This is a genomic window from Curtobacterium sp. MCSS17_016 (assembly GCF_003234255.2).
Classification (GTDB): Bacteria; Actinomycetota; Actinomycetes; order Actinomycetales; family Microbacteriaceae; genus Curtobacterium; species Curtobacterium flaccumfaciens.
Genome location: NZ_CP126254.1, coordinates 2,719,463 through 2,738,815 on the forward strand (window position 1 = coordinate 2,719,463; position 19,353 = coordinate 2,738,815).

The following is a 19,353-nucleotide window of genomic DNA, read 5'->3' on the forward strand; positions in this document are numbered from 1 at the left end:
GCCCCTAGTTCGCGTTGGTCTTGAGCCACGCCAGCGGGTCCACCGGGACCCCGTCGACGTGCACCTCGAGGTGCAGGTGCGGGCCCGTGGAGTTGCCCGTGCTGCCGACGAGACCGAGGATGTCGCCGACCTCGACGTGCTGGCCGGTGACCACCTTGAAGGAGTTGTCCTCCATGTGGCCGTAGACGCTGACGAACTGCTTGCCGTCGACGTCGTGCTCGACCCAGACGTCGTTGCCGAAGCCGCCGTCGTTCGCCTGCACCTTGATGACGGTGCCGGCGGCGATGACGCCGATCGGGGTGCCCTCGCCCGGGGCGAAGTCGACGCCCATGTGGTTCGTCGAGCAGAACGAGCACCCGGCGACCTGGCGTCCGCCGAAGCCCGAGGTGATCGGGACACCGGTCAGGAACGGCCACTGGATCGTGCCGGTCGGGTCGTTCGTGAAGCTGGAGGAGTCGACGTTCGCGTACTGCGTGGCGTCCGAGACCGTGAACTGGTCGCGAGCGGTCGACCCGTCAGCAGCGGCACCGACCTGCATCGACTGGGTGGCACCCGAGCTGGCACGGGCCGCGGTCGAGCCGGACTCGGGCACCCAGAGCGCCTGGGCCGGCAGCGAGGTCGAGACGACCAGGCCGGCCGCGAAGAGCAGGGCACCGACCGCGGTCACACGGGAGGCCGACCGGCGGAACGACGCACCACGCTTCGGGGCCGGTGCGCTGACGGGGGTGCTGGAACGGATGTGACGGGTCGCGCGGTCGACCGGGGTCTTCGGCGCCGGACGGCTGGTGCGACGACGCGACGCGGGGACCTGCCCGGCGACCCGACGCGGCTGCGACACCGAGGCAGCGGGAGCGGCCGGCCGCGCGTGCACGACGGGCGAGGTGGGGGCCGGCGGCGTCACGATGCGGGACGCCGGGCGCACGGGCGACGCCGGTGCGAGGTCGATCGGCGACACGGGGGCCGCGGGGGTTCCCGGCGTGGCCGCACCGATCACGTCGTCGAAGCTCGGCCCCGTCGAGTCCTGCGCCTCCTGCACCACGCTCGAGCCCTTCGCCGCTGCTCGTTCCGCCTCGATCCGAGCGCGTCGGGTCTGGTGGACGACCGGGGTGGCGGCGTCGACGGAACCGTCGGTGGGAGCGGACGACAGAGGAGTACGGGGCATGCGTGCGGTGGCGATCCTGATCGGAGAAGGGCTCACTCGTTGGTAACGAGCAGGTAACGGGACCTGAGCACGCTAGCAGGAGACGTCGCAGGTCGCCAGTCGTGGTCATGTCCTCCCGGCACCCCCAGACCTGGGGATCGGCGCGTCCTCAGGCCCGCACGGCTCCGAGTGCACCGGCCTCGAGTCCACGCACCAGGGCCTCGAGTTCGTCGGCGACGGCGGGGCTCGCGAACAGGAAGGAGCGGGTCCCGCCGGCCTCCCAGATGCGGATCACCGCGCCGGCCTCCTGCGCGACGAGGGCCCCGCCCGCCATGTCCCACGGGTTGATCCCGCGCTCGTAGTACGCGTCGACCACGCCCGCCCCGACGGCGCAGCAGTCGAGCGACGCCGCTCCCCCACGGCGGATGTCCCGCACCTCGCCGATGAGTCCGGCGAGCACCGCGACCTGCTCCCGGCGACGGTCGGCCGTGTACCCGAACCCGGTGGCCACGAGCGTCTCGGCGAGCGAACCGGGCGCGGCGACGGACAACGGTTCTCCGTCACGGGTCGCTCCCTGGCCGACCGCCGCGCGGAAGACGGTGCCCGTCGCCGGTGCCACGACGACGCCCGCGATCGGCTCCCAGGTCATCGGGTCGGGTGCTCCGCGCACGACGCCGATGCTCACGCCGTACTCGGCGCTGCCGTACAGGTAGTTGACCGTGCCGTCGATCGGGTCCACCACCCAGGTGATGCCCGAGGCGCCCGATGCCGACCCGGACTCCTCACCGTGGAAGGCGTCGTCCGGTCGGGCCTCGGCGATGCGGGCGCGAATGAGTGCCTCGACCTCACGGTCGGCGGCCGTGACCACGTCGACGATGCTCGACTTCCGGTCCGCGACCTCGACCCCCTCGGCGCGGCGGCGTGCGGCCAGCGCCGCTGCGTCACGGGCGATCGACTCGGCGAGGTCGGCGAACTGGGACGGGGTGAGGTCGGATGCCATGCACCCATCCTCCCGGAAACACCATCGGCCCCGTCCGCAGTGGACGGGGCCGATCAGATGGTGGCAAGTGAGGGATTCGAACCCCCGAAGGCTACGCCGGCTGATTTACAGTCAGATCCCTTTGGCCGCTTGGGTAACTTGCCATGCGCACCCAGCCGGTGTGATCACCAACCGAAGGCGCGCACAAAAGCATAGCGGATGGCTGACGGTGGTCGTGACCATCGCGAGCCGATCCGCGCGACCGGAACCGGGCCTCCCGTCCGCCGTTAGGCTGTTCCGCATGGCAGACAGTTCCTTCGACGTGGTCAGCAAGGTCGACAAGATGGAGGCGGAGAACGCCCTCAACCAGGCGGCCAAGGAGATCGAGCAGCGGTACGACTTCAAGGGCGCCGACGCCTCGGTCGCGTTCAGCGGCGAGGACGTCCTCATCAAGGCGAACTCGGAAGAGCGCGCCAAGGCCGTGCTCGACGTCCTGCAGAGCAAGGCGATCAAGCGGAACATCAGCCTGAAGAGCCTCGACGCCGGCGACCCGTACCCCTCGGGCAAGGAGTACCGCATCGAGGTGAAGTTCAAGAACGGCATCGAGCAGGACGTGGCGAAGAAGATCGGCGCGTTCCTGCGGGCCAACGCCCCGAAGACGGTGAAGAGCCAGATCCAGGGCGACGAGCTCCGGGTCTCGTCGAAGAGCCGTGACGACCTGCAGAACACGATCCAGCTCCTCAAGGGTGAAGAGTTCGACGTCCCGTTGCAGTTCATCAACTTCCGCTGACCCGCGGCCCCTGCGAACGACACCCGACACCCCGTGGAGCACTGGCTCAGCGTCGTCATCACCGTCCTGCTCGTCCTGCTGGACCTGGCGATCCGCGTCTTCTCGATCATCTACGTCCCGATCAACCGGAAGCCGCAGACCGCGACGGCGTGGCTGCTCGCGATCTTCCTCATCCCCTACATCGGCTTCATCGTCTTCCTGGTCATCGGGTCGACGAAGCTCCCCCGCGCCCGTCGCGAGAAGCAGACCGAGATCAACGCGTACATCCTCGAGCAGACCGAGGGCATCGAGCGGGTCCGCCGTGACCACCCGTGGCCCGCGTGGCTCGAGAGCGTCACGCGGCTGAACCGCGAACTCGGTGCGATGCCGTTGGTCGGTGGCAACTCCGCGGAGCTCTACCCCGACTCCGAGGAGTCCATCGCCGAGATGACCCGGGCGATCGACCAGTCCCGCCGGTTCGTGCACGTCGAGTTCTACATCGCGACGCTCGACGACACCACACGCCCGTTCTTCGAGGCGCTCGCGCGGGCGCAGGCACGTGGCGTCACCGTGCGGTTCCTGCTCGACCACTGGGCGAGCCGCGGCTACCCGGGCTACAAGGACACCCTGGCGTTCATGGACCAGGCGGGCATCGAGTGGCACCTGATGCTGCCCCTCCTGCCACTGCAGGGCAAGTTCCAGCGCCCCGACCTCCGCAACCACCGGAAGATCATGGTGATCGACGGCTCGGTCGCGTTCACCGGCTCGCAGAACCTGATCGACGCGTCGTACGACATCAAGTCCCACATCGAGAAGGGCATGGTCTACAAGGACCTGTTCGCCCGGTTCGAGGGACCGGTCGTCGCCGGGCTCAACGCCCTGTTCGTCACCGACTGGTACAGCGAGACCGACGAGCTGCTGCTGCGTGAGAGCGACCCCGTCCAGCGGGCCGACCGCGGCGATGCGCTCGACTGCCAGGTGGTGCCGTCCGGCCCGGGCTTCGACGGCGAGAACAACCTGCGCCTGTTCAACGCGCTGCTCTACTCAGCGCAGCAGAAGGTCTCGATCACGTCGCCGTACTTCGTGCCGGACGACTCGATGCTCTACGCCATCACCACGACCGCCCAGCGCGGGGTCGACGTCGAGCTGTTCGTCGGCGAGATGGGCGACCACGCGATGACCTGGCACGCGCAGCGCTCCTACTACGAGGAACTCCTGCGGGCCGGCGTGCGGATCTGGCTGTACCGCGCGCCGACGATCCTGCACGCCAAGCACTTCACGATCGACGACGAGGTGTCGGTGATCGGGTCGAGCAACATGGACATGCGCTCGTTCAGCCTGAACCTCGAGGTCTCCGTGATGGTGCGCGGTCACCGCTTCGTCGACGCCCTGCGCGAGGTGCAGGACTCCTACAAGGAGCACAGCTTCGAGCTCACGCTCGACGCGTGGGTCGACCGTCCGCGCCGGTCCAAGGTGCTCGACAACGTCGCGCGGCTCACGGCGGCGCTGCAGTAGCCGTCTGGAGGCCCGTCGCAGCGTGCACCGTCGCACCGTCGCACCGTGCGTCGTCCCCCACCCGGTGCGACCTTGGCCGCACCGTGCGTCGCGACAGCGGGGCACCCGGCGAGCAAGCCCGCGGCGAACGGAGAACCCTGCACCGTGCGGTGAGCGTTCCGAGCCGGTTCAGGATGCCGTGCGCCACGCGTCGCACAACCAAACACGCACGGTGCGGACGGGAGGCCCGGGTCGCCTCCGTCGCGCACGGTGCGTCGTCCTCCACCCGGTGCGACCTCGGCCGCACCGTGCGTCGCGACAGCGGGGCACCCGGCGAGCAAGCCCGCGGCGAACGGAGAACCCTGCACCGTGCGGTGAGCGTTCCGCGGCCGGTGCGGGTCCGCCAGGTGCGCTCAGCGCATCGGGACGAGGGACGCCAGGGCCCCCACCACCCGCTCGAGCGGGCCGCGGCCGAGGAACCGCCGCCACAGCATCGCGAAGACCACCGAGCCGAGGGCGAACCAGCCCCAGGCCTCGGCCGACTCGGGGTAGGTCGGCAGCATCGCGATGACCAGGAGGTGCCCCGAGTACACCGTCAGCGGCATCGACCCCACGGCCGCCAGGGGGAACGCGATCCGCTCGGCGACGCGCCCGCGGCCGTCGAACACGAGCAGGCAGAGGGCGATCACCGCGACCGCCACCCCGGCCGTCCCCACCACGTCGACGACCGACGACGAGTGGTCGCGCGGGGACAGGAACAGCTGCGCGAGGGCCTGGCCGGGGGCCGAGGCCTCGCCCGCGTACGGGACCCCGGGGAACGCCAGGGCCGCGTCGTCGGGCAGCGGGGCGAGGACGGACCCGGCGACGTACGCGGTGGCGGCGACCAGTGCGCCGGACGCCAGGAGCAGGATCTGCCGGCCACGGTCCTCCAGGTCGGCCCGGGCGACCGCGAGCCCCACCAGGACGTACGCCAGGAAGGTGACCACGGGGTAGACCAGGCCGAGCTGGACGCCGATCATGCCGGCGTCCGCGTAGGCCGGCGCGATCGTCAGCGCGGCGAGCGGCGACAGCACCGCGCAGAGCGCGGCGATGCCGAGCAGCGCCGCCGGGCGGACGCGGAGCACCGGGACCACGAGCAGGAACAGCACCCCGTAGGTCGGCAGGATCACGTACACGGGGGTGTCGAGCGCCATCAGGGCGAACCCGATGACGACGACCACCACGGCGCGGATCGCGAGCCGGGCACGGATGCGGCCGATGGTGGGCGGGCCGGGCGGGTCGGTGCGGCCGCTCGTCAGACCGATCGAGACGCCGGCGAGGACCGCGAACAGCGTGGACGGGCGCCCGTGGGCGACGGCGGTCCAGGTGGCCGGGTCGGTCCAGTCGAGCTGCTCCGCGATGCCACCGATGTGTGCGGCCATCATGCCCAGCAGCGCGACCGCACGGGCCACGTCGACGCCCTGCAGCCGCATCCCTGACGTGGACGCGCCCCGCACCGCTGTGAACGGGACGGGGCGCGTGTCGGTCATGGTCGTCAGCTCGTCGGGGTGTCGACGCGTCCGAGCGAGACCTCGATCATCTCGTCGCGCGGCACCACCTTGATGCGCTCGCGCCCGTCGACCGCACCGAGCGCCTGCTCGTGGGTGTCGAGGTGGTGCCAGCCCTCGAGGTCGGTGTACTCGACACCGCGCTCGCGGAGCAGGGCCGGGATCGCCTCGTCGGAGGGGTCCTCAGGGGTCCACCAGCTCGCCTGGTCGTTGACGATGTGCTGCACGGTCTCCATCGCGTCGGACTTCGTGTGCCCGATGAGCCCGACCGGACCGCGCTTGATCCAGCCGGTGGCGTACACCCCGGGGATCTGCTGGTTGTCGTCGTCGAGGACCTGGCCCTCGTGGTTCGGGATGACACCGTGCCGCTCGTCGAACGGCACACCGGGCAGCGGGGAACCGAAGTACCCGACCGCGCGGTAGGCGGCCTGGATCGGGATCTCGCGGATCTCGCCGGTGCCCTCGACGCCGCCCTCGCCGTTCGGCCGGGTGCGCTCGTAGCGGATGGCGGTCAGCTTGCCCTGCTCGTCGCCGACGAACTCGATCGGCTTCGCGTAGAAGTGCAGGTGGAGCCGGCGGCTGGCCTGGCCGACCTCGCGCGTGCGCCACTGCTCGAGGACACGGTTGATCACCATGACCTGCTTGTTCGTCGCGATCGCGGTCTTCGACGCCTCGTCGTGGTCGAAGTCCTCGTCGTAGACCACCATGTCGACGTCACGGACCTCGCCGAGCTCGCGGAGCTCGAGCGGCGTGAACTTCACCTGTGCCGGGCCGCGGCGGCCGAAGACGTGCACGTCCGTGACAGGCGATGCCTTGAGGCCCTCGTAGACGTTCGCGGGGATCTCGGTCGGCAGCAGGTCGTCGGCGTGCTTCGCCAGGATGCGGGAGACGTCGAGGGCGACGTTGCCGACGCCGATGACCGCGACGCTCTCGGCGTTCAGCGGCCAGGTGCGCGGGACGTCGGGGTGGCCGTCGAACCAGCTCACGAACTCGGCGGCGCCGTACGAGCCGTCGAGGTCGACACCGGGGATGTCGAGGTCGGCGTCCTTGATCGCACCGGTCGAGAACACCACCGCGTTGTAGTGCTTCTTGAGGTCCTCGAGGGTGATGTCCTCGCCGTAACGGACGTTGCCGAACAGCCGGACGACCCCGCGGTCGAGGACGTCACGCAGGGCGTTGATGATGCCCTTGATGCGCGGGTGGTCGGGGGCGACGCCGTACCGGACCAGACCGTAGGGCGCGGGGAGCTGCTCGAACAGGTCGATCGACACGTCGTAGCCGTGGGCCTCGCGCAGCAGGATGTCCGCGGCGTAGATGCCGGCCGGGCCGGCGCCGACGATGGCGAGTCGGAGGGTGGGCACTGATCGTCTCCAGTTCGTTCGGGTGGGGGTTCCCGGGGGGGCCTCCCGACCGGGCCGCGGTGCGTGCGCCGTCGGGAGGGGTATTCAGCGGCTTCGGTCGACGACGGAGTCCGCGAAGCGGGTGAGTGCCCGTTTCACGGTGCCGTCGGGGAGCGGGGCGAGGGCGGCGACGGCTTCGCGGGCCCAGGCGACGGCGACGGCTCGGGTCGCCGCGGTGGCCTCGTGCTCGCGGAGCGCGGCGACGGCGGACTGGTACGGCGCCGAGTCGACCACGTCGTCCGGCGCACCGTTGACGTCGCGCTCGATGCGCTCGACCAGGTGCTGCGCGGACGGGTCGGTCGCGGCCATCCGGCGCAGCTGCAGGACCGGCAGGGTGTCGACGCCGGCACGCAGGTCGTTGCCGGCGATCTTGCCCGTCTTGTCCGTCGCGGGGGCGAGGTCGATGACGTCGTCGACGAGCTGGAAGGCGACGCCGACCTTCTCGCCGAAGGTACCGACGGCGTCGAGGTAGGCACGGTCGGCACCGGAGAACATCACGCCGGCGCGGGCGGCGGTGGCGATGAGCGAACCGGTCTTGTCGCTGAGCACCTGGATGTAGTGCTCGAGCGGGTCGTCGTCCGGCTGCGGCCCCGTGGTCTCGTGCAGCTGCCCCATGCAGAGACGTTGGAAGGTCTCGGCCTGCATCCGGATGCCCTCGGTGCCGAGGTCGGCGGTGATCAGGCTGGCGCGGGCGAAGAGCAGGTCGCCGGTGAGGATCGCCACGTTGTTGCCGTAGGTGATCTGCGCGGCGGGGACCCCGCGGCGCACGGGCGCTTCGTCCATGACATCGTCGTGGTACAGCGACGCCAGGTGCGTGGTCTCGATGCTCACCGCGGCCTTGACCACGGCGTCGGTCACGCCGTCACCGAGCTGGGCGATGAGGAGCGTCAGGGTCGGACGGATGCGCTTGCCGCCGGCGGACAGCAGGTACCGACTGGTCGTGTCGGCGAGGGTGTCGGTCGAGCGCATGGCGTCCTCGAGCCCCTGCTCGACGAGTTCGAGCCCGTCGTCGACCGCGGAGATGAAGCGTCGGTCGGCGGGCGTGGCGAACAACCGCTCGCCGATGCCCAGCGATGCGCGCAGGCTCGGCGCGCGACGTGCGACCGGGACGCTCGGATTCAAGTGCTGCTCCGTCTTCGGGGGTGGTGACCGGTCAGTCGGCGGCCGGGTCGACGCGCGGCTGCTCGCCGGTGTTCTGGTGGTCACGGCGAGCCTTCGCACGCCGTGCCGCGGACTCGCGCACCGTGTCGGCGACGGGCTTGCGGCCACGGTGCAGTGCGACGATACCGGCCGTCAGGTTGCGGTAGGCGACCACCGAGAAGCCGACACCGCGGAGCCACTGGGTGAGCACCTGCTGGTCGGGCCACGCATCGATCGACTCGGCGAGGTAGCGGTAGGCGGCCGGGTTGCTGCTCGAGAGCCGCGCGATGCCCGGGAGCACGCGCTTCAGGTAGGTGCCGTAGCCGAGGCGCAGCAGGGCGCGGGGCGGCGTCGAGAACTCACAGATGACGACGCGGCCACCGGGCTTCAGGACGCGCAGCATCTCGGCGAGCGCCTGCTTCGGGTCGTTCACGTTGCGCAGCCCGAACGAGATCGTGACGGCGTCGAACGTGTCGTCGTCGAAGGGCAGCTGCTCGGCATTGCCCTCGACGAAGGTGATCTCGGGGTGGCGTTCGCGGCCGACGGCGATCATGCCGGCGGACAGGTCGAGCGCGGTGACCTCGGCGCCCTTCTTGGCGAAGGCCGCTGCACTGGTCCCGGTGCCCGCGGCGATGTCGAGGACCTTCTCGCCGGGCTGCGGGTCGACCGCGCGGACCGTCGCGACACGCCACAGCGGGGCGTTGCCCGCCGACAGGATGTCGTTCGTGAGGTCGTACTTGGCCGCGACGTCGTCGAACATCGCCGCCACCTCGTCCGGGCGCTTGTTCAGGTCCGCTCTGCTCACACGGTCAATCCTAGAGGTCCCGACCGAGCGTTCACCGGACCCGCAGCCACCCGGGCGGTGCGGGATCGGCGCGTAGCATCGGAGCCGTGACCCGAACCACCACGGCGGCGCCCCCGCTGACGGTCTCGACCCGGATCCTCGACGACCCGGGCGCCGTCCTCCGCCACACGCTCCGCGACCGTCCCCTCGCCTTCGTCCGGAACGGCGACGGCATCGTCGGCATCGGTGAGGCGCTCCGGTTCACGTTCACCGGCCCCGACCGGATGCGGGACGCCGCGGCCCTCTGGCGCAGCATCGTCGAGACCGCCGTCGTCGACGACCCGGTGCAGCTGCGCGGTTCGGGGCTCGTCGCGTTCGGGTCGTTCGCCTTCGCCGACGACTCCGCCGACGAGAGCGTGCTCATCGTGCCCCGGGTGGTCCTCGGCCGGCGTCGCGGCAAGGCCTGGCTGACCGCGATCGACACCACGCTCGGCGCGGAGCCCCTGGCCTTCACCCGGACCTCGGTCCCGGTCCCCCACGTCGGGCCGCACGTGTCCGTCGCGCTGCGTCCCGGGCACATCGACGAGGACACCTACGCCGCCAACGTGACCGAGGCGGTCCGCCGCATCGTGGCCGGGGACGCCCGCAAGGTCGTGCTCGCCCGCGACCTCGTCGGCACGCTGCCGCCCGGAGCCGATCGACGGGCGGTCCTGCTCGACCTCGCGACCGCCTACCCGCAGTGCGTGACCTTCGCGGTGGACGGACTGGTCGGCGCCACCCCCGAGACCCTCGCCCGCACCGACGGCACGCGGTTGACCGCACGGGTGCTCGCCGGCAGCGCCGCCCGGGGCACCGACGAGGTGTCCGACCGGGCCGCCGCCGAGGCCCTGGCCAGCAGTGCCAAGGACGTCGAGGAGCACACCTTCGCGATCGACAGCCTGCTCGCGGCCCTCGCACCGCTCGCGACGGACCTGCGCGCCGACGCCGAACCGTTCCGGCTGCAGCTGCCGAACCTGTGGCACCTGGCGACCGACGTGCAGGCCACGCTGCCGCCCGACACCACGTCGCTGGACGTCGCCGACGCCCTGCACCCGACGGCCGCGGTCGCCGGGACCCCGACCGACGTGGCCGTGCGGCTCGTCGCCGAGCTCGAGGGCGTCGACCGCGGCCGCTACGCCGGGCCGGTCGGCTGGATGAGCGCGACGGGCGACGGCGAGTGGATGCTCGCGCTCCGCAGCGCGCGGATCGACGACGACGGCACCGTGCGGGCCTGGGCGGGGGCCGGGATCGTGGCCGGTTCGGAGCCGGCGCGCGAGGTCGCCGAGACGGCCCTGAAGTTCCGGCCGATCGCTGACGCCCTGGCCTGAGGCAGGCGCGCGATCCAAGCGGTCGCGCGATCCGCGCGGTCGCGGGACCCACGCGGTCGCGCGACCCTCGCGGTCGCCGACAGCCGCTGGGTGGTCAGTCGGCCAGCGGGACCTCGATCACGACCCGCTCGGCTGGGTCGGTGAGCACCCGCTCCAGGTCACCCCACGTCGCCGCCCGGCGGTACTCCCACCCGAGGCCCGTGACGACCCGTTCGACGTCGACGTGCTGCGGGGTCGACATCATCCGCCGCATGTCGGCGTCGGGCGTGGTCTTCGCCACCTCGAGCCCGCGGAAGATCGCGCCGCCGTGGTCGTTGCCGACGACGACCTGCACCCGGTGGGTGCGTTCCTCGGTGCCGGTGACGAACGCTCCGAGGTCGTGCAGCAGGGTCAGGTCGCCGAGGAGCACGCGTGTGGTGCCCACTGAGGCCGAGGACTGCTCGAGCGCCGCGGCGATGCCGAGTGCGGTCGAGACGGTGCCGTCGATACCCGCGAGCCCGCGGTTCGCGTGCACCCGGATCTTCTTGCCGAGCACCCGGGCGTCGGCTTCACGGATGAGCTGCGACGCCCCGAGGACCAGCCGGTCGTGCGGCCAGGTCACCCCCCAGACGGCCTCGGCGAGCATGGCCCGGTCGACGGGTCGGCGACGGAGCGCGACCTCGTCACGCAGGAACTTGTTCCGCTCGGCGCGGTCGGCGGAGCGCTTGGCGTCGAGGTCCGGGCCGGCATCGCCGTCCCCCAGGATCCGTCGGCTGGCGCCGACCCAGCGGCCGACCCACGCACGGTGCTCCGGCCGGGTGCGGCCCGTCACGCGGACGTCGGACACGAAGGTGGTCACGGCGTCCGGTCGGGAGGCACGGGCCGGGTCGAAGGGGTCGGCCGCCGGTCCGCGGACGACGATCGTCTCGACCCCGTCGCGCTGCAGGAGCGCGGGGACCTCTCTGCTGAGGGTCGGGTGGCCGAGCACGACGGCGCGGCGGACGGCGCCGCCGTGGTCGGCGTCGCGCAGGAGTTCGCGGTAGGCCACGACCAGGTTGCGGCCGAAGCGCGCGCCGCTCGAGACCTCGGCGAGGAGCGGCGCCCCGAGTTCCCAGGCGATCCGCTCGGCGTCCTCGCCGGCGTCGTGCCCGGCGATGACGACGGTGCCCGGTTCGTCGTCCGGGGTGAGTTCGGCGACCGGCAGACCCGTGTGCGCCCGGCGGGTCGCGAACGCCAGGTCGACCTCGTCCTCGGGCACGGGGCTGACGTGCTCCGGGGCGAGTCCGGCCGACAGCGGCTCGCGGAACGCGACGTTGAGCTGCGCGGGACCGGGCTGTCCGGTGTGCCCGGCTGCGGCGGCGACCGCCTGGCGGGCGAGGGTGCGCAGGGTGTCGCGGACCGAGCCGTCGACGCCGTGCGCCGACGGGGCCTCGACGTCGCGGACGAAGGCGACGGCCTGGCCGAAGATCCCCGGCTGGACGGTGGTCTGGTTGCTGCCGATGCCGCGCAGTTCGTCGGGACGGTCGGCGCTCAGCACGATCATCGGCACGCCGGAGTGGTGCGCCTCGAGCACGGCGGGGTGCAGGTTGGCCACCGCGGTGCCCGACGTCGTCACCACCGCTGCGGGTCGGTGCGTCTCGACGGCGAGCCCGAGTGCGAAGAACCCGGCGGTCCGTTCGTCCAACCGCACGTGCACGGTCAACCCGCCGGCGCGCTCGAGGGCGACTGCCGCGAGGGCGAGTGCCTGGGAACGCGAACCGGGGCTCACCACGACGTCGGTGACGCCGGCACGCACGAGTTCCTGCAGGAGGGCGAGCGCGGTGTCCGTCGCCGGGCTGCCCGAACCGGCGGGCCCGTCAGCGATCGGTGCGGCCGTCGTCGTCGCGCTCGTGGAACTGGTCTTCGAGGTCTCGGAGGGTCGCGTCGTCCTGGTCCTTGTCCGTGAGGGTGGTGCCCGGCTCCGGCGTGGTGCCGAGGAAGTCCGGGTCGTCTTCGGGTCCACGGTAGCGGGCCGACGCACCGGGGTCGGCCGCCGGGGTGCGGCCCAGCAGGAACCAGAGCACGCCACCGAGGACGGGCAGGATGATGACGAGCAGCAGCCACACGCCGCGACGCAGGGAACGGACGCGCTGGCGCGGCATCGTGCCGCAGTCGATGGCCGCGTACACCGTGAAGGCGACGGCGGCCACGGCGACGATCAACCACAAGCGGACCATGCGGTGAAGTCTAGGTCGCGACCCTGTGATGCCCCTGCCGGTCGGCGCTCCGTAGACTCACCGTGTGAAAGCGTGGCTCCTGTACACCCTGGCTCGGCTCGGCATCTTCGTGGTGGCGCTCGTGCTCCTCCTGCTCCTGACGCCGATGCCGTGGTACTGGGCGACGATCGTGGCCGCCCTGGTGGGCCTGCTCATCTCGTACATCGCCCTGTCCGGACTGCGCACGCAGGTGGCCCTGAGCCTGGCGAACCGCCGCGGTGCCCCGGAGCGGGACGCCGACTCGGACTTCGAGGACGACTTCGTCGACGCCGCCGACTCGGACGCCACGGTCACCCCGTCCGTCCGTCCGGTGTCCGACGCCGACCGGCACGAGGCGCGCCGGGACACCGACGCCGACTGACTCCGAGCGCGAGGGCGGGGCCGTCCGGTCGAGCAGCCGGGACGGCTACGGCTGGACGGCCAGGGTGATCCCGAGCACCACGCCGAAGGCGAGCGAGGCGAACGACGAGAGCTGCAGGGCCGTGATGAGCTCGCGGGGCTTCCGCGACGACACCCCGATCGCCAGTGCCGGCAGCGCCAGCAGCAGCGAGAAGTACGTGAAGCCCGTGCGGAAGTACAGCAGCACGAACCAGAGCAGCACGACGTACGGCAGCATCAGGAACAGGCCGTACAGGACGCGGGCCACCGGACGGCCGACGACCACGGCGAGCGTGCGCTTGCCCGCCAGCTGGTCCTCGTCGATGTCGCGGATGTTGTTCACCATCAGGACCGCGCAGGCGAAGAAGCCGGCGGCCACCGCGGCTGCCCAGCCGCTGACCGTGACCTCGCGGATCTGCACGAACTGGGTGCCGAGCACAGCGACCAGCCCGAAGAAGACGAAGACGAAGACCTCGCCGAGGGCGTTGTACCCGTACGGCTTCTTGCCACCCGTGTAGAACCAGGCGGCGACGATGGCGGCTGCCCCCACGAGCAGCAACCACCACAGCTGGGTGAGCAGCACGATGACCAGGCCGGCGACCGCGGCCAGGCCGAAGAACGTCAGGGCGACGGTGAGCACGGTCCGGGGCTTGGCCAGACCGGCTCCGGTGAGTCGTGCCGGGCCGACGCGGTACTCGTCGGTGCCGCGGACCCCGTCGGAGTAGTCGTTGCTGTAGTTCACACCGATCTGCAGGAACAGCGCCACGGCCAGGGCGAGCAGCGCGACGGCGAGGTGGCCGTCCTTCGCCAGGTAGTCGCCGAAGTCGCCGGGCTCCCCGCTGTCGACGAACGCGACGGCGGTGCCGAGCACGACCGGGACGACACCGAGGGTCAGGGTGCGCAGGCGTGCGCCGCCGATCCAGTCGCGTGCGGTCGCCTTCCGCTTGGTGCGGGCGGGGGCAGCGGCCTTCGCCGGGTTGCCGGACCGGCCCTGCTTCTGCGTCGAGTTCTTCGTTCGTGCCACGAGCACCGATCATATTGCCGATGCGCCGCCCGGCCGCTCGCGGTCCCTACGGGAGGCCCGGGTCGACGAGCGCCTGCACGGCCCGACGGTCGGGCTTGCCCGACGACAGCATCGGGATCCGGTCCAGGACGACGACGTCCGCCGGACGGGCGGCACGGCCCAGGGTGGCCCCGACGTGCGAACGCACGGCATCGAGGTCGAGCGGCTGCTCGGTGACGACGACCGGGACCTCGCCCCACTCCCCCGCCGAGCGCCGGGCGACGACAGCGGTCTCCTGCCCGGGCAGCCCGCGGACGAGCCGTTCGACCGCACCGAGCTGGACCTTCTCGCCGCCGGAGATCACCACGTCGTCGAGGCGTCCGAGCACGCGGACCACGCCGCCGGACAGGGTCGCGGTGTCCCCGGTCCGGTACCAGCGCAGCCCGTCCCGCTCGACGAAGGCCGACGCCGTGCGGGCGTCGTCGTCCAGGTACCCCTCGGCGAGCATCGGCCCCGCCAGGTGCAGCTCGCCGTCGACCAGCGCGGTGCGAACCGTCCCGAACGGGACGCCGTCGTACACGCATCCGCCGCTCGTCTCGCTCGCACCGTACGTCGTCACGACCCGGACCCCGGCGTCGAGCGCACGCTGCCGGAGCGGCGCCGGGGTGGCCTGCCCGCCGACCAGGACCGCGTCGAACCGGGCGAGCGCACGGGTGGCGTCCGGGTCGTCGAGGACCCGGGCGAGCTGCACCGGCACCAGCGAGGTGTAGCGACGCGGCGCGGCCGGACCGGTGACGAGCCGTTCTGCGGCCTCGGTGAACGCGGCGGCCGCGAAGTGCCCGGGTGGCACGACGACGGGTTCGGTGCCCGCGGTGATCGAGCGGGTCAGGACGTTGATACCCGCGATGTAGTGCGTCGGCAGCGCGAGCACCCAGCGCCCGGGCCCACCGAGTGCCGCGTCCGCCGCGGCGGCACCGGCGAGGAGCGCCTCGGACGAGAGCGCCACGCGCTTGCCGGTGCCGGTGGACCCGCTCGTCTCGACCACCAGGGCGACCGCCCGCCGGACCTCGGCCGGAGGTGGCGTCGGCAGGGCCGGTGCCCCCTCGGCGACGGGGAGCAGTGCGGGGCCGCCGGCGAGTGCTACCTCCAGGCCGCGCAGCACGGCCGTCGGGTCCGACGTACCGGTCGCGACCAGCGGACGGGGCATCAGTAGTGCCAGGGGAACGCGGTCCACTCGGGAGCGCGCTTCTCGAGGAACGAGTCGCGGCCCTCGACGGCCTCGTCGGTGCCGTAGGCCAGCCGCGTCGCCTCGCCCGCGAACACCTGCTGGCCGACCATGCCGTCGTCCACCGCGTTGAACGCGTACTTGAGCATCCGGATCGCCGTCGGCGACTTGCCGAGCACGATCTCGCCCCAGCGGATCGCCTCACGCTCCAGGTCGGCGTGCGGCACCACGGCGTTCACCGCACCCATCTCGTACGCGCGCTGGGCGGAGTACTCCTGGGCGAGGAAGAAGACCTCGCGGGCGAACTTCTGCCCGATCTGCTTGGCGTAGTAGGCGCTGCCGTATCCACCGTCGAACGAGCCGACGTCGGCATCGGTCTGCTTGAACTTCCCGTGCTCGGCACTGGCGATGGTGAGGTCGCAGATCGCGTGCAGGGAGTGCCCGCCGCCCGCGGCCCAGCCGGGGACGACCGCGATGACGACCTTGGGCATCATCCGGATCAGGCGCTGGACCTCGAGGATGTGCAGCCGCCCCATCGACGCCTGCGCGGCCGCGGGGTCGACGCCCTCCGGCGGGGCACCCTCGTCACCGACGTACTGGTAGCCGCTCCGCCCCCGGATGCGCTGGTCGCCGCCGGAGCAGAACGCCCACCCGCCGTCCTTCGGGCTCGGGCCGTTGCCGGTGAGCAGCACGACGCCGACACGGGGGTCCTGCCGGGCGTCGTCGAGGGCGCGATAGAGCTCGTCGACCGTGCGCGGGCGGAAGGCGTTGCGGACCTCGGGACGGTCGAAGGCGACCCGGACGATGCCCTTGGAGACGTGCTTGTGGTACGTGATGTCGGTGAACTGCTCCGCGATCGGAGCGGTGGTCCAGACGTCGGGGTCGAACAGGTCGGAGACGGGAGCAGCCATGCTCCCAACGTACCGCCGGGCGTCTGGCGGGTCAGGCGCCCATGTCGGTCAGGATCTCCGGCGCGACGAACACCATGATCACGATGAGGATCACGGGGTTCGCGAAGAACGCCAGGACGACCCCGACGGCGCCGTACCAGCGTCCGAACGAGCCGACGGCGGCGACGAACCCGAGCACCGCGGCGACGAGCGTCAGGAACACCACGACGAAGCAGATCCCGAAGGCGAAGTTCGTGTCACCGCCCATGAACACGGCAAAGGCGCTGGCGTCCACCGCGGCGGACACCACGGCCAGGCCGAGGGCGATCTTGCCGACGACGGGGTTGCGGCGCTTCGTGCCACCCGTCTGCCGGACGTCGACGGTGTTGCGCTGCATGAGGCGGGCGAAGTCGTCGGAGTCGCGCCCGGGAGCCGCCGCGGATCGAGCTCCCGCTGCCGGGCGGGTCGCCGCCGCGGGTCGGGCTGCAGCTGCCGGACGAGCCGATGCTGCCGGGCGTGCTGCTCCGGCGCTCGACGGGTCGGACGGGCGCTGCGATGCGCGCTGCTGTGCTGCGCGCTGCCGCGGATCCACCGCCACCGAGCCTCCCTCGTTCCGGGTCGTTCCCCTGCCGACCGAGGCCGACCGATGCATGCTAGTGCCCTGCCCTGGCGGTCCCCTCCGAGGAACCGGCAGGGCCCCTGGGTGCGGTGGGAGGATGGCGGACGTGCTCCCCGACCTCGCCGACCTCCTCGCCGACGCCCACGTGGTGGCCCTGCCCATGCGGGTGCGGTTCCGCGGCATCACCACGCGCGAGGCGGTCGTGCTGCGTGGCCCCGCCGGCTGGACCGAGTTCTCGCCGTTCGTCGAGTACGACGACGCCGAGGCCGCCGCCTGGCTGCGCGCCACCGTCGACTTCGGGTGGACCGACCACGAACCCGCCGCCGACTCCGTGCCGGTCAACGCCACCGTCCCGGCGATCGCCGCCGACGACGTCGCCGACCTGCTCGCGCGGTACCCCGGGTGCACCACCGCCAAGGTCAAGGTCGCGGAGCCCGGCACGACCGTCGACGACGACGTCGCCCGTGTCGCCGCGGTCCGCCTGGTGATGGGGCCCGAGGCCGCGGTCCGGGTCGACGCGAACGGGCTGTGGAGCGTGGAGCAGGCCGCCGCGGCACTCGAGCGGCTCGCACCGTTCGACCTGCAGTACGCCGAGCAGCCCTGCGCGACGGTGCCCGAGCTCGCGGAGCTCCGGTCGCGGATCGCCGGCCTCGGCGTCCGGGTCGCCGCGGACGAGAGCGTCCGGAAGGCGAGCGATCCCCTCGCCGTCGCCCGGGCCGGCGCCGCCGACGTCCTGGTCGTGAAGGCCCAGCCGCTCGGGGGGATCACCGCGGCCCGTGCCGTCATCGCCGACGCCGGGTTGCCGTGCGTCGTCTCCAGTGCGCTCGACACCTCGGTCGGGCTCGGCATGGGAGCGTTCCTGGCCGCTTCGGCGATGACGCCCGGGTACGCCGCCGGGCTCGGGACGGCGGCCATGTTCGCCGGGGACGTCACGACCGATCCCCTGCTGCCGGTCGGCGGTCGGGTGCCGGTGCGCCGCGTCGACGTCGCGGCGGAGCAGGTGGAGCGCTACGCCGCGTCGCCGGAGCGCACGGTGTGGTGGCGTGCGCGGGTGGCCCGAGTGCACGATCTGCTCGCAGCTGCCGGGTAGCGCGCCAGCCGCGTCCTCACGAGACGCCGCCGTCTCCGGAAGACGCCGGCGTCTCAGTTCGACGCCGGCGTCTCCTTTCGGCGCCGCCGAGTCATCGAGACGCCGCCGAAATCAGCGGCGTCTCGATGACTCGGCGGCGTCCCACCGACACGACGGCGTCTTCCTGTGCCGTGCACGCGACCGGACGACGGACGGGAGGCACGGTGCCAGCTGGCACCGTGCCTCCCGTCCGGTCGTGGTCGCGACCAGGGCCGCGTCAGCGACCCGCGCGGCTCACAGACCCGAGTAGCTGTGCAGGCCCTTGAAGAAGACGTTCACGACCGAGAAGTTGAACATCACCGCGGCGAAGCCGATGAGGGCCAGCCAGGACGACCGCGCACCGCGCCAGCCACGGGTCGCACGAGCGTGGATGTAGCCCGCGTAGACGACCCAGATGATGAAGGTCCAGACCTCTTTCGTGTCCCAGCCCCAGTAGCGGCCCCAGGCGCGCTCGGCCCAGATCGCACCGGCGATGAGCGTGAACGTCCAGAGGACGAAGCCGACGAGCAGGACGCGGTAGGTCAGGACCTCGAGCCGGTCGGCGTCGGGCAGCGTCGCCATGAAGCGGAGCTTGCCGGAGGCCGTGCGGCCCTGGCGGTACGTCTGCACGAGCTGCGCCACCGCGAGCCCCGCGCCGAGCGCGAAGAACCCGGTGCCGGCGATCGCCACGAACACGTGGATGACCAGCCAGTACGACTGCAGGGCCGGCTGCAGCGGGACGACGGGGACCCAGTAGTTCACGGTCGCGATGCCGAGCAGGATGATCGTCAGGCCCGTGATGAAGACACCGAGGAACTTCAGGTTCTGCCAGAACTGCACGAGCAGGAAGATCAGCGTGATCAGCGCCGTGCCGGTCAGCGAGAACTCGAACATGTTGCCCCACGGCACGCGGTCGGCCGCGATGCCGCGGAGGACGACCGAGGCGACGTGCAGGACGAGCGCGAGGATCGTCATCGCCATGCCGACGCGCTCGAACTTCGTGCCGCGTCCGGCGGAGCCACCCGACGGCGGTGCGGCGACCTGCTCGAGCACGACGGTGCCGCCGCGGACGGTCGCGACCGTCTTCGCTCCGGGTGCTGCCGCAGCGCTGGCCGCGTCGGCCGAGCTGTCGTCGGCACCCGCGGTCTTCGCGGCAGCCGTGACGTCGCCGGAGCGTTTGGCCATGTCGAGGGCGAACGAGATGAACGCGACCACGTACACCGCCATCGCGGAGTACGTGAGCACGACCGAGTAGGTCGCGAGGTTCGTGGTCAT

General features: G+C 72.0%; 18 protein-coding genes and 1 tRNA gene. 5 read left to right on the plus strand and 14 right to left on the minus strand.

Annotated elements, in window-relative coordinates; genetic code table 11:
* Positions 1–4: 4 nt before the first annotated feature.
* The 3 genes from DEJ19_RS12750 to DEJ19_RS12760 form a co-directional block, all read right to left on the minus strand.
* Positions 5–1,162, minus strand: a complete 1,158-nt coding sequence (locus DEJ19_RS12750) for a M23 family metallopeptidase (protein ID WP_111233297.1) — start codon at positions 1,160–1,162, stop codon at positions 5–7.
* A 148-nt stretch (positions 1,163–1,310) separates the two neighbouring features.
* On the minus strand, positions 1,311–2,141 hold the full coding sequence (locus DEJ19_RS12755; RefSeq protein ID WP_111233296.1) for an inositol monophosphatase family protein: 831 nt from the start codon (positions 2,139–2,141) through the stop codon (positions 1,311–1,313).
* A 58-nt stretch (positions 2,142–2,199) separates the two neighbouring features.
* A tRNA-Tyr gene (locus tag DEJ19_RS12760) sits at positions 2,200–2,284 on the minus strand.
* Positions 2,285–2,421: 137 nt separating this feature from the next.
* Between DEJ19_RS12760 and DEJ19_RS12765 the strand changes: the two genes are divergently transcribed.
* Complete coding sequence (locus DEJ19_RS12765; protein WP_017888627.1) at positions 2,422–2,910, plus strand: YajQ family cyclic di-GMP-binding protein; 489 nt, start codon at positions 2,422–2,424, stop codon at positions 2,908–2,910.
* Positions 2,911–2,943: 33 nt separating this feature from the next.
* Positions 2,944–4,404, plus strand: a complete 1,461-nt coding sequence (cls, locus tag DEJ19_RS12770) for a cardiolipin synthase (RefSeq protein ID WP_071406312.1) — start codon at positions 2,944–2,946, stop codon at positions 4,402–4,404.
* Between the two features lie 392 nt (positions 4,405–4,796).
* Here the strand turns inward: cls and DEJ19_RS12775 are convergent, their stop codons facing one another.
* From DEJ19_RS12775 to DEJ19_RS12790, 4 genes are all read right to left on the minus strand, one after another.
* Positions 4,797–5,912: a heparan-alpha-glucosaminide N-acetyltransferase domain-containing protein gene (locus DEJ19_RS12775; RefSeq protein ID WP_111233295.1), complete on the minus strand. Its 1,116-nt coding sequence runs from the start codon at positions 5,910–5,912 to the stop codon at positions 4,797–4,799.
* A 5-nt stretch (positions 5,913–5,917) separates the two neighbouring features.
* A complete protein-coding gene (locus DEJ19_RS12780; protein ID WP_110863405.1) occupies positions 5,918–7,291 on the minus strand; it encodes an FAD-dependent oxidoreductase in 1,374 nt (457 codons plus the stop codon).
* A gap of 84 nt (positions 7,292–7,375) precedes the next feature.
* Complete coding sequence (locus DEJ19_RS12785; protein WP_027466355.1) at positions 7,376–8,452, minus strand: polyprenyl synthetase family protein; 1,077 nt, start codon at positions 8,450–8,452, stop codon at positions 7,376–7,378.
* A gap of 31 nt (positions 8,453–8,483) precedes the next feature.
* Complete coding sequence (locus tag DEJ19_RS12790; protein ID WP_071406309.1) at positions 8,484–9,275, minus strand: demethylmenaquinone methyltransferase; 792 nt, start codon at positions 9,273–9,275, stop codon at positions 8,484–8,486.
* A gap of 86 nt (positions 9,276–9,361) precedes the next feature.
* Here DEJ19_RS12790 and DEJ19_RS12795 point away from each other — a divergent pair, with 86 nt between their 5' ends.
* Complete coding sequence (locus DEJ19_RS12795) at positions 9,362–10,621, plus strand: isochorismate synthase (RefSeq protein WP_111233294.1); 1,260 nt, start codon at positions 9,362–9,364, stop codon at positions 10,619–10,621.
* 94 nt (positions 10,622–10,715) lie between these two features.
* Here the strand turns inward: DEJ19_RS12795 and menD are convergent, their stop codons facing one another.
* Both menD and DEJ19_RS12805 read right to left on the minus strand, forming a co-directional pair.
* The gene (gene menD, locus DEJ19_RS12800; RefSeq protein ID WP_111233316.1) at positions 10,716–12,464 is read right to left on the minus strand and encodes a 2-succinyl-5-enolpyruvyl-6-hydroxy-3-cyclohexene-1-carboxylic-acid synthase; all 1,749 of its coding nucleotides are present in this window, start codon (positions 12,462–12,464) and stop codon (positions 10,716–10,718) included.
* Positions 12,457–12,816, minus strand: coding sequence for a PLDc N-terminal domain-containing protein (locus DEJ19_RS12805; RefSeq protein WP_071406307.1), 360 nt, complete (start codon positions 12,814–12,816; stop codon positions 12,457–12,459). Before DEJ19_RS12805 ends, menD begins: the two co-directional genes overlap by 8 nt.
* Before the next feature lie 64 nt (positions 12,817–12,880).
* On the opposite strand from DEJ19_RS12805, the gene DEJ19_RS12810 reads away from it, so the two are divergent.
* Positions 12,881–13,216 (plus strand): DUF4229 domain-containing protein, encoded by a 336-nt coding sequence (locus DEJ19_RS12810; RefSeq protein WP_111233293.1) that lies wholly within the window; start codon positions 12,881–12,883, stop codon positions 13,214–13,216.
* Positions 13,217–13,261: 45 nt separating this feature from the next.
* Here the strand turns inward: DEJ19_RS12810 and DEJ19_RS12815 are convergent, their stop codons facing one another.
* The 4 genes from DEJ19_RS12815 to DEJ19_RS12830 are packed head-to-tail and all read right to left on the minus strand — an operon-like array spanning position 13,262 to position 16,949.
* Positions 13,262–14,263 (minus strand): 1,4-dihydroxy-2-naphthoate polyprenyltransferase, encoded by a 1,002-nt coding sequence (locus DEJ19_RS12815; protein WP_071406305.1) that lies wholly within the window; start codon positions 14,261–14,263, stop codon positions 13,262–13,264.
* Positions 14,264–14,303: 40 nt separating this feature from the next.
* Positions 14,304–15,443 (minus strand): AMP-binding protein, encoded by a 1,140-nt coding sequence (locus DEJ19_RS12820; RefSeq protein ID WP_111233292.1) that lies wholly within the window; start codon positions 15,441–15,443, stop codon positions 14,304–14,306.
* Positions 15,443–16,372 carry a 1,4-dihydroxy-2-naphthoyl-CoA synthase gene (locus DEJ19_RS12825; RefSeq protein ID WP_071406303.1) on the minus strand — a complete coding sequence of 310 codons (930 nt, stop codon included), beginning with the start codon at positions 16,370–16,372 and terminating at the stop codon, positions 15,443–15,445. The genes DEJ19_RS12820 and DEJ19_RS12825 overlap by 1 nt, the downstream gene beginning before the upstream one ends.
* Positions 16,373–16,403: 31 nt before the next feature.
* On the minus strand, positions 16,404–16,949 hold the full coding sequence (locus tag DEJ19_RS12830; RefSeq protein WP_139196600.1) for a hypothetical protein: 546 nt from the start codon (positions 16,947–16,949) through the stop codon (positions 16,404–16,406).
* A gap of 118 nt (positions 16,950–17,067) precedes the next feature.
* Between DEJ19_RS12830 and DEJ19_RS12835 the strand changes: the two genes are divergently transcribed.
* On the plus strand, positions 17,068–18,060 hold the full coding sequence (locus tag DEJ19_RS12835; RefSeq protein WP_111233291.1) for an o-succinylbenzoate synthase: 993 nt from the start codon (positions 17,068–17,070) through the stop codon (positions 18,058–18,060).
* A gap of 273 nt (positions 18,061–18,333) precedes the next feature.
* Here the strand turns inward: DEJ19_RS12835 and ccsB are convergent, their stop codons facing one another.
* A complete protein-coding gene (ccsB, locus tag DEJ19_RS12840; RefSeq protein ID WP_111032117.1) occupies positions 18,334–19,353 on the minus strand; it encodes a c-type cytochrome biogenesis protein CcsB in 1,020 nt (339 codons plus the stop codon).

Excerpts from the sequence above, each read along its gene's own strand:
- DEJ19_RS12750 (WP_111233297.1), bottom strand. The coding sequence starts at position 1,162 with ATGCCCCGTACTCCTCTGTCGTCCGCTCCCACCGACGGTTCCGTCGAC.
- ccsB (WP_111032117.1), bottom strand. The coding sequence starts at position 19,353 with ATGACCACGAACCTCGCGACCTACTCGGTCGTGCTCACGTACTCCGCG.
- DEJ19_RS12835 (WP_111233291.1), top strand. The coding sequence starts at position 17,068 with ATGGCGGACGTGCTCCCCGACCTCGCCGACCTCCTCGCCGACGCCCAC.
- DEJ19_RS12825 (WP_071406303.1), bottom strand. The coding sequence starts at position 16,372 with ATGGCTGCTCCCGTCTCCGACCTGTTCGACCCCGACGTCTGGACCACC.
- DEJ19_RS12765 (WP_017888627.1), top strand. The coding sequence starts at position 2,422 with ATGGCAGACAGTTCCTTCGACGTGGTCAGCAAGGTCGACAAGATGGAG.
- DEJ19_RS12775 (WP_111233295.1), bottom strand. The coding sequence starts at position 5,912 with ATGACCGACACGCGCCCCGTCCCGTTCACAGCGGTGCGGGGCGCGTCC.
- DEJ19_RS12805 (WP_071406307.1), bottom strand. The coding sequence starts at position 12,816 with ATGGTCCGCTTGTGGTTGATCGTCGCCGTGGCCGCCGTCGCCTTCACG.
- DEJ19_RS12820 (WP_111233292.1), bottom strand. The coding sequence starts at position 15,443 with ATGCCCCGTCCGCTGGTCGCGACCGGTACGTCGGACCCGACGGCCGTG.
- DEJ19_RS12755 (WP_111233296.1), bottom strand. The coding sequence starts at position 2,141 with ATGGCATCCGACCTCACCCCGTCCCAGTTCGCCGACCTCGCCGAGTCG.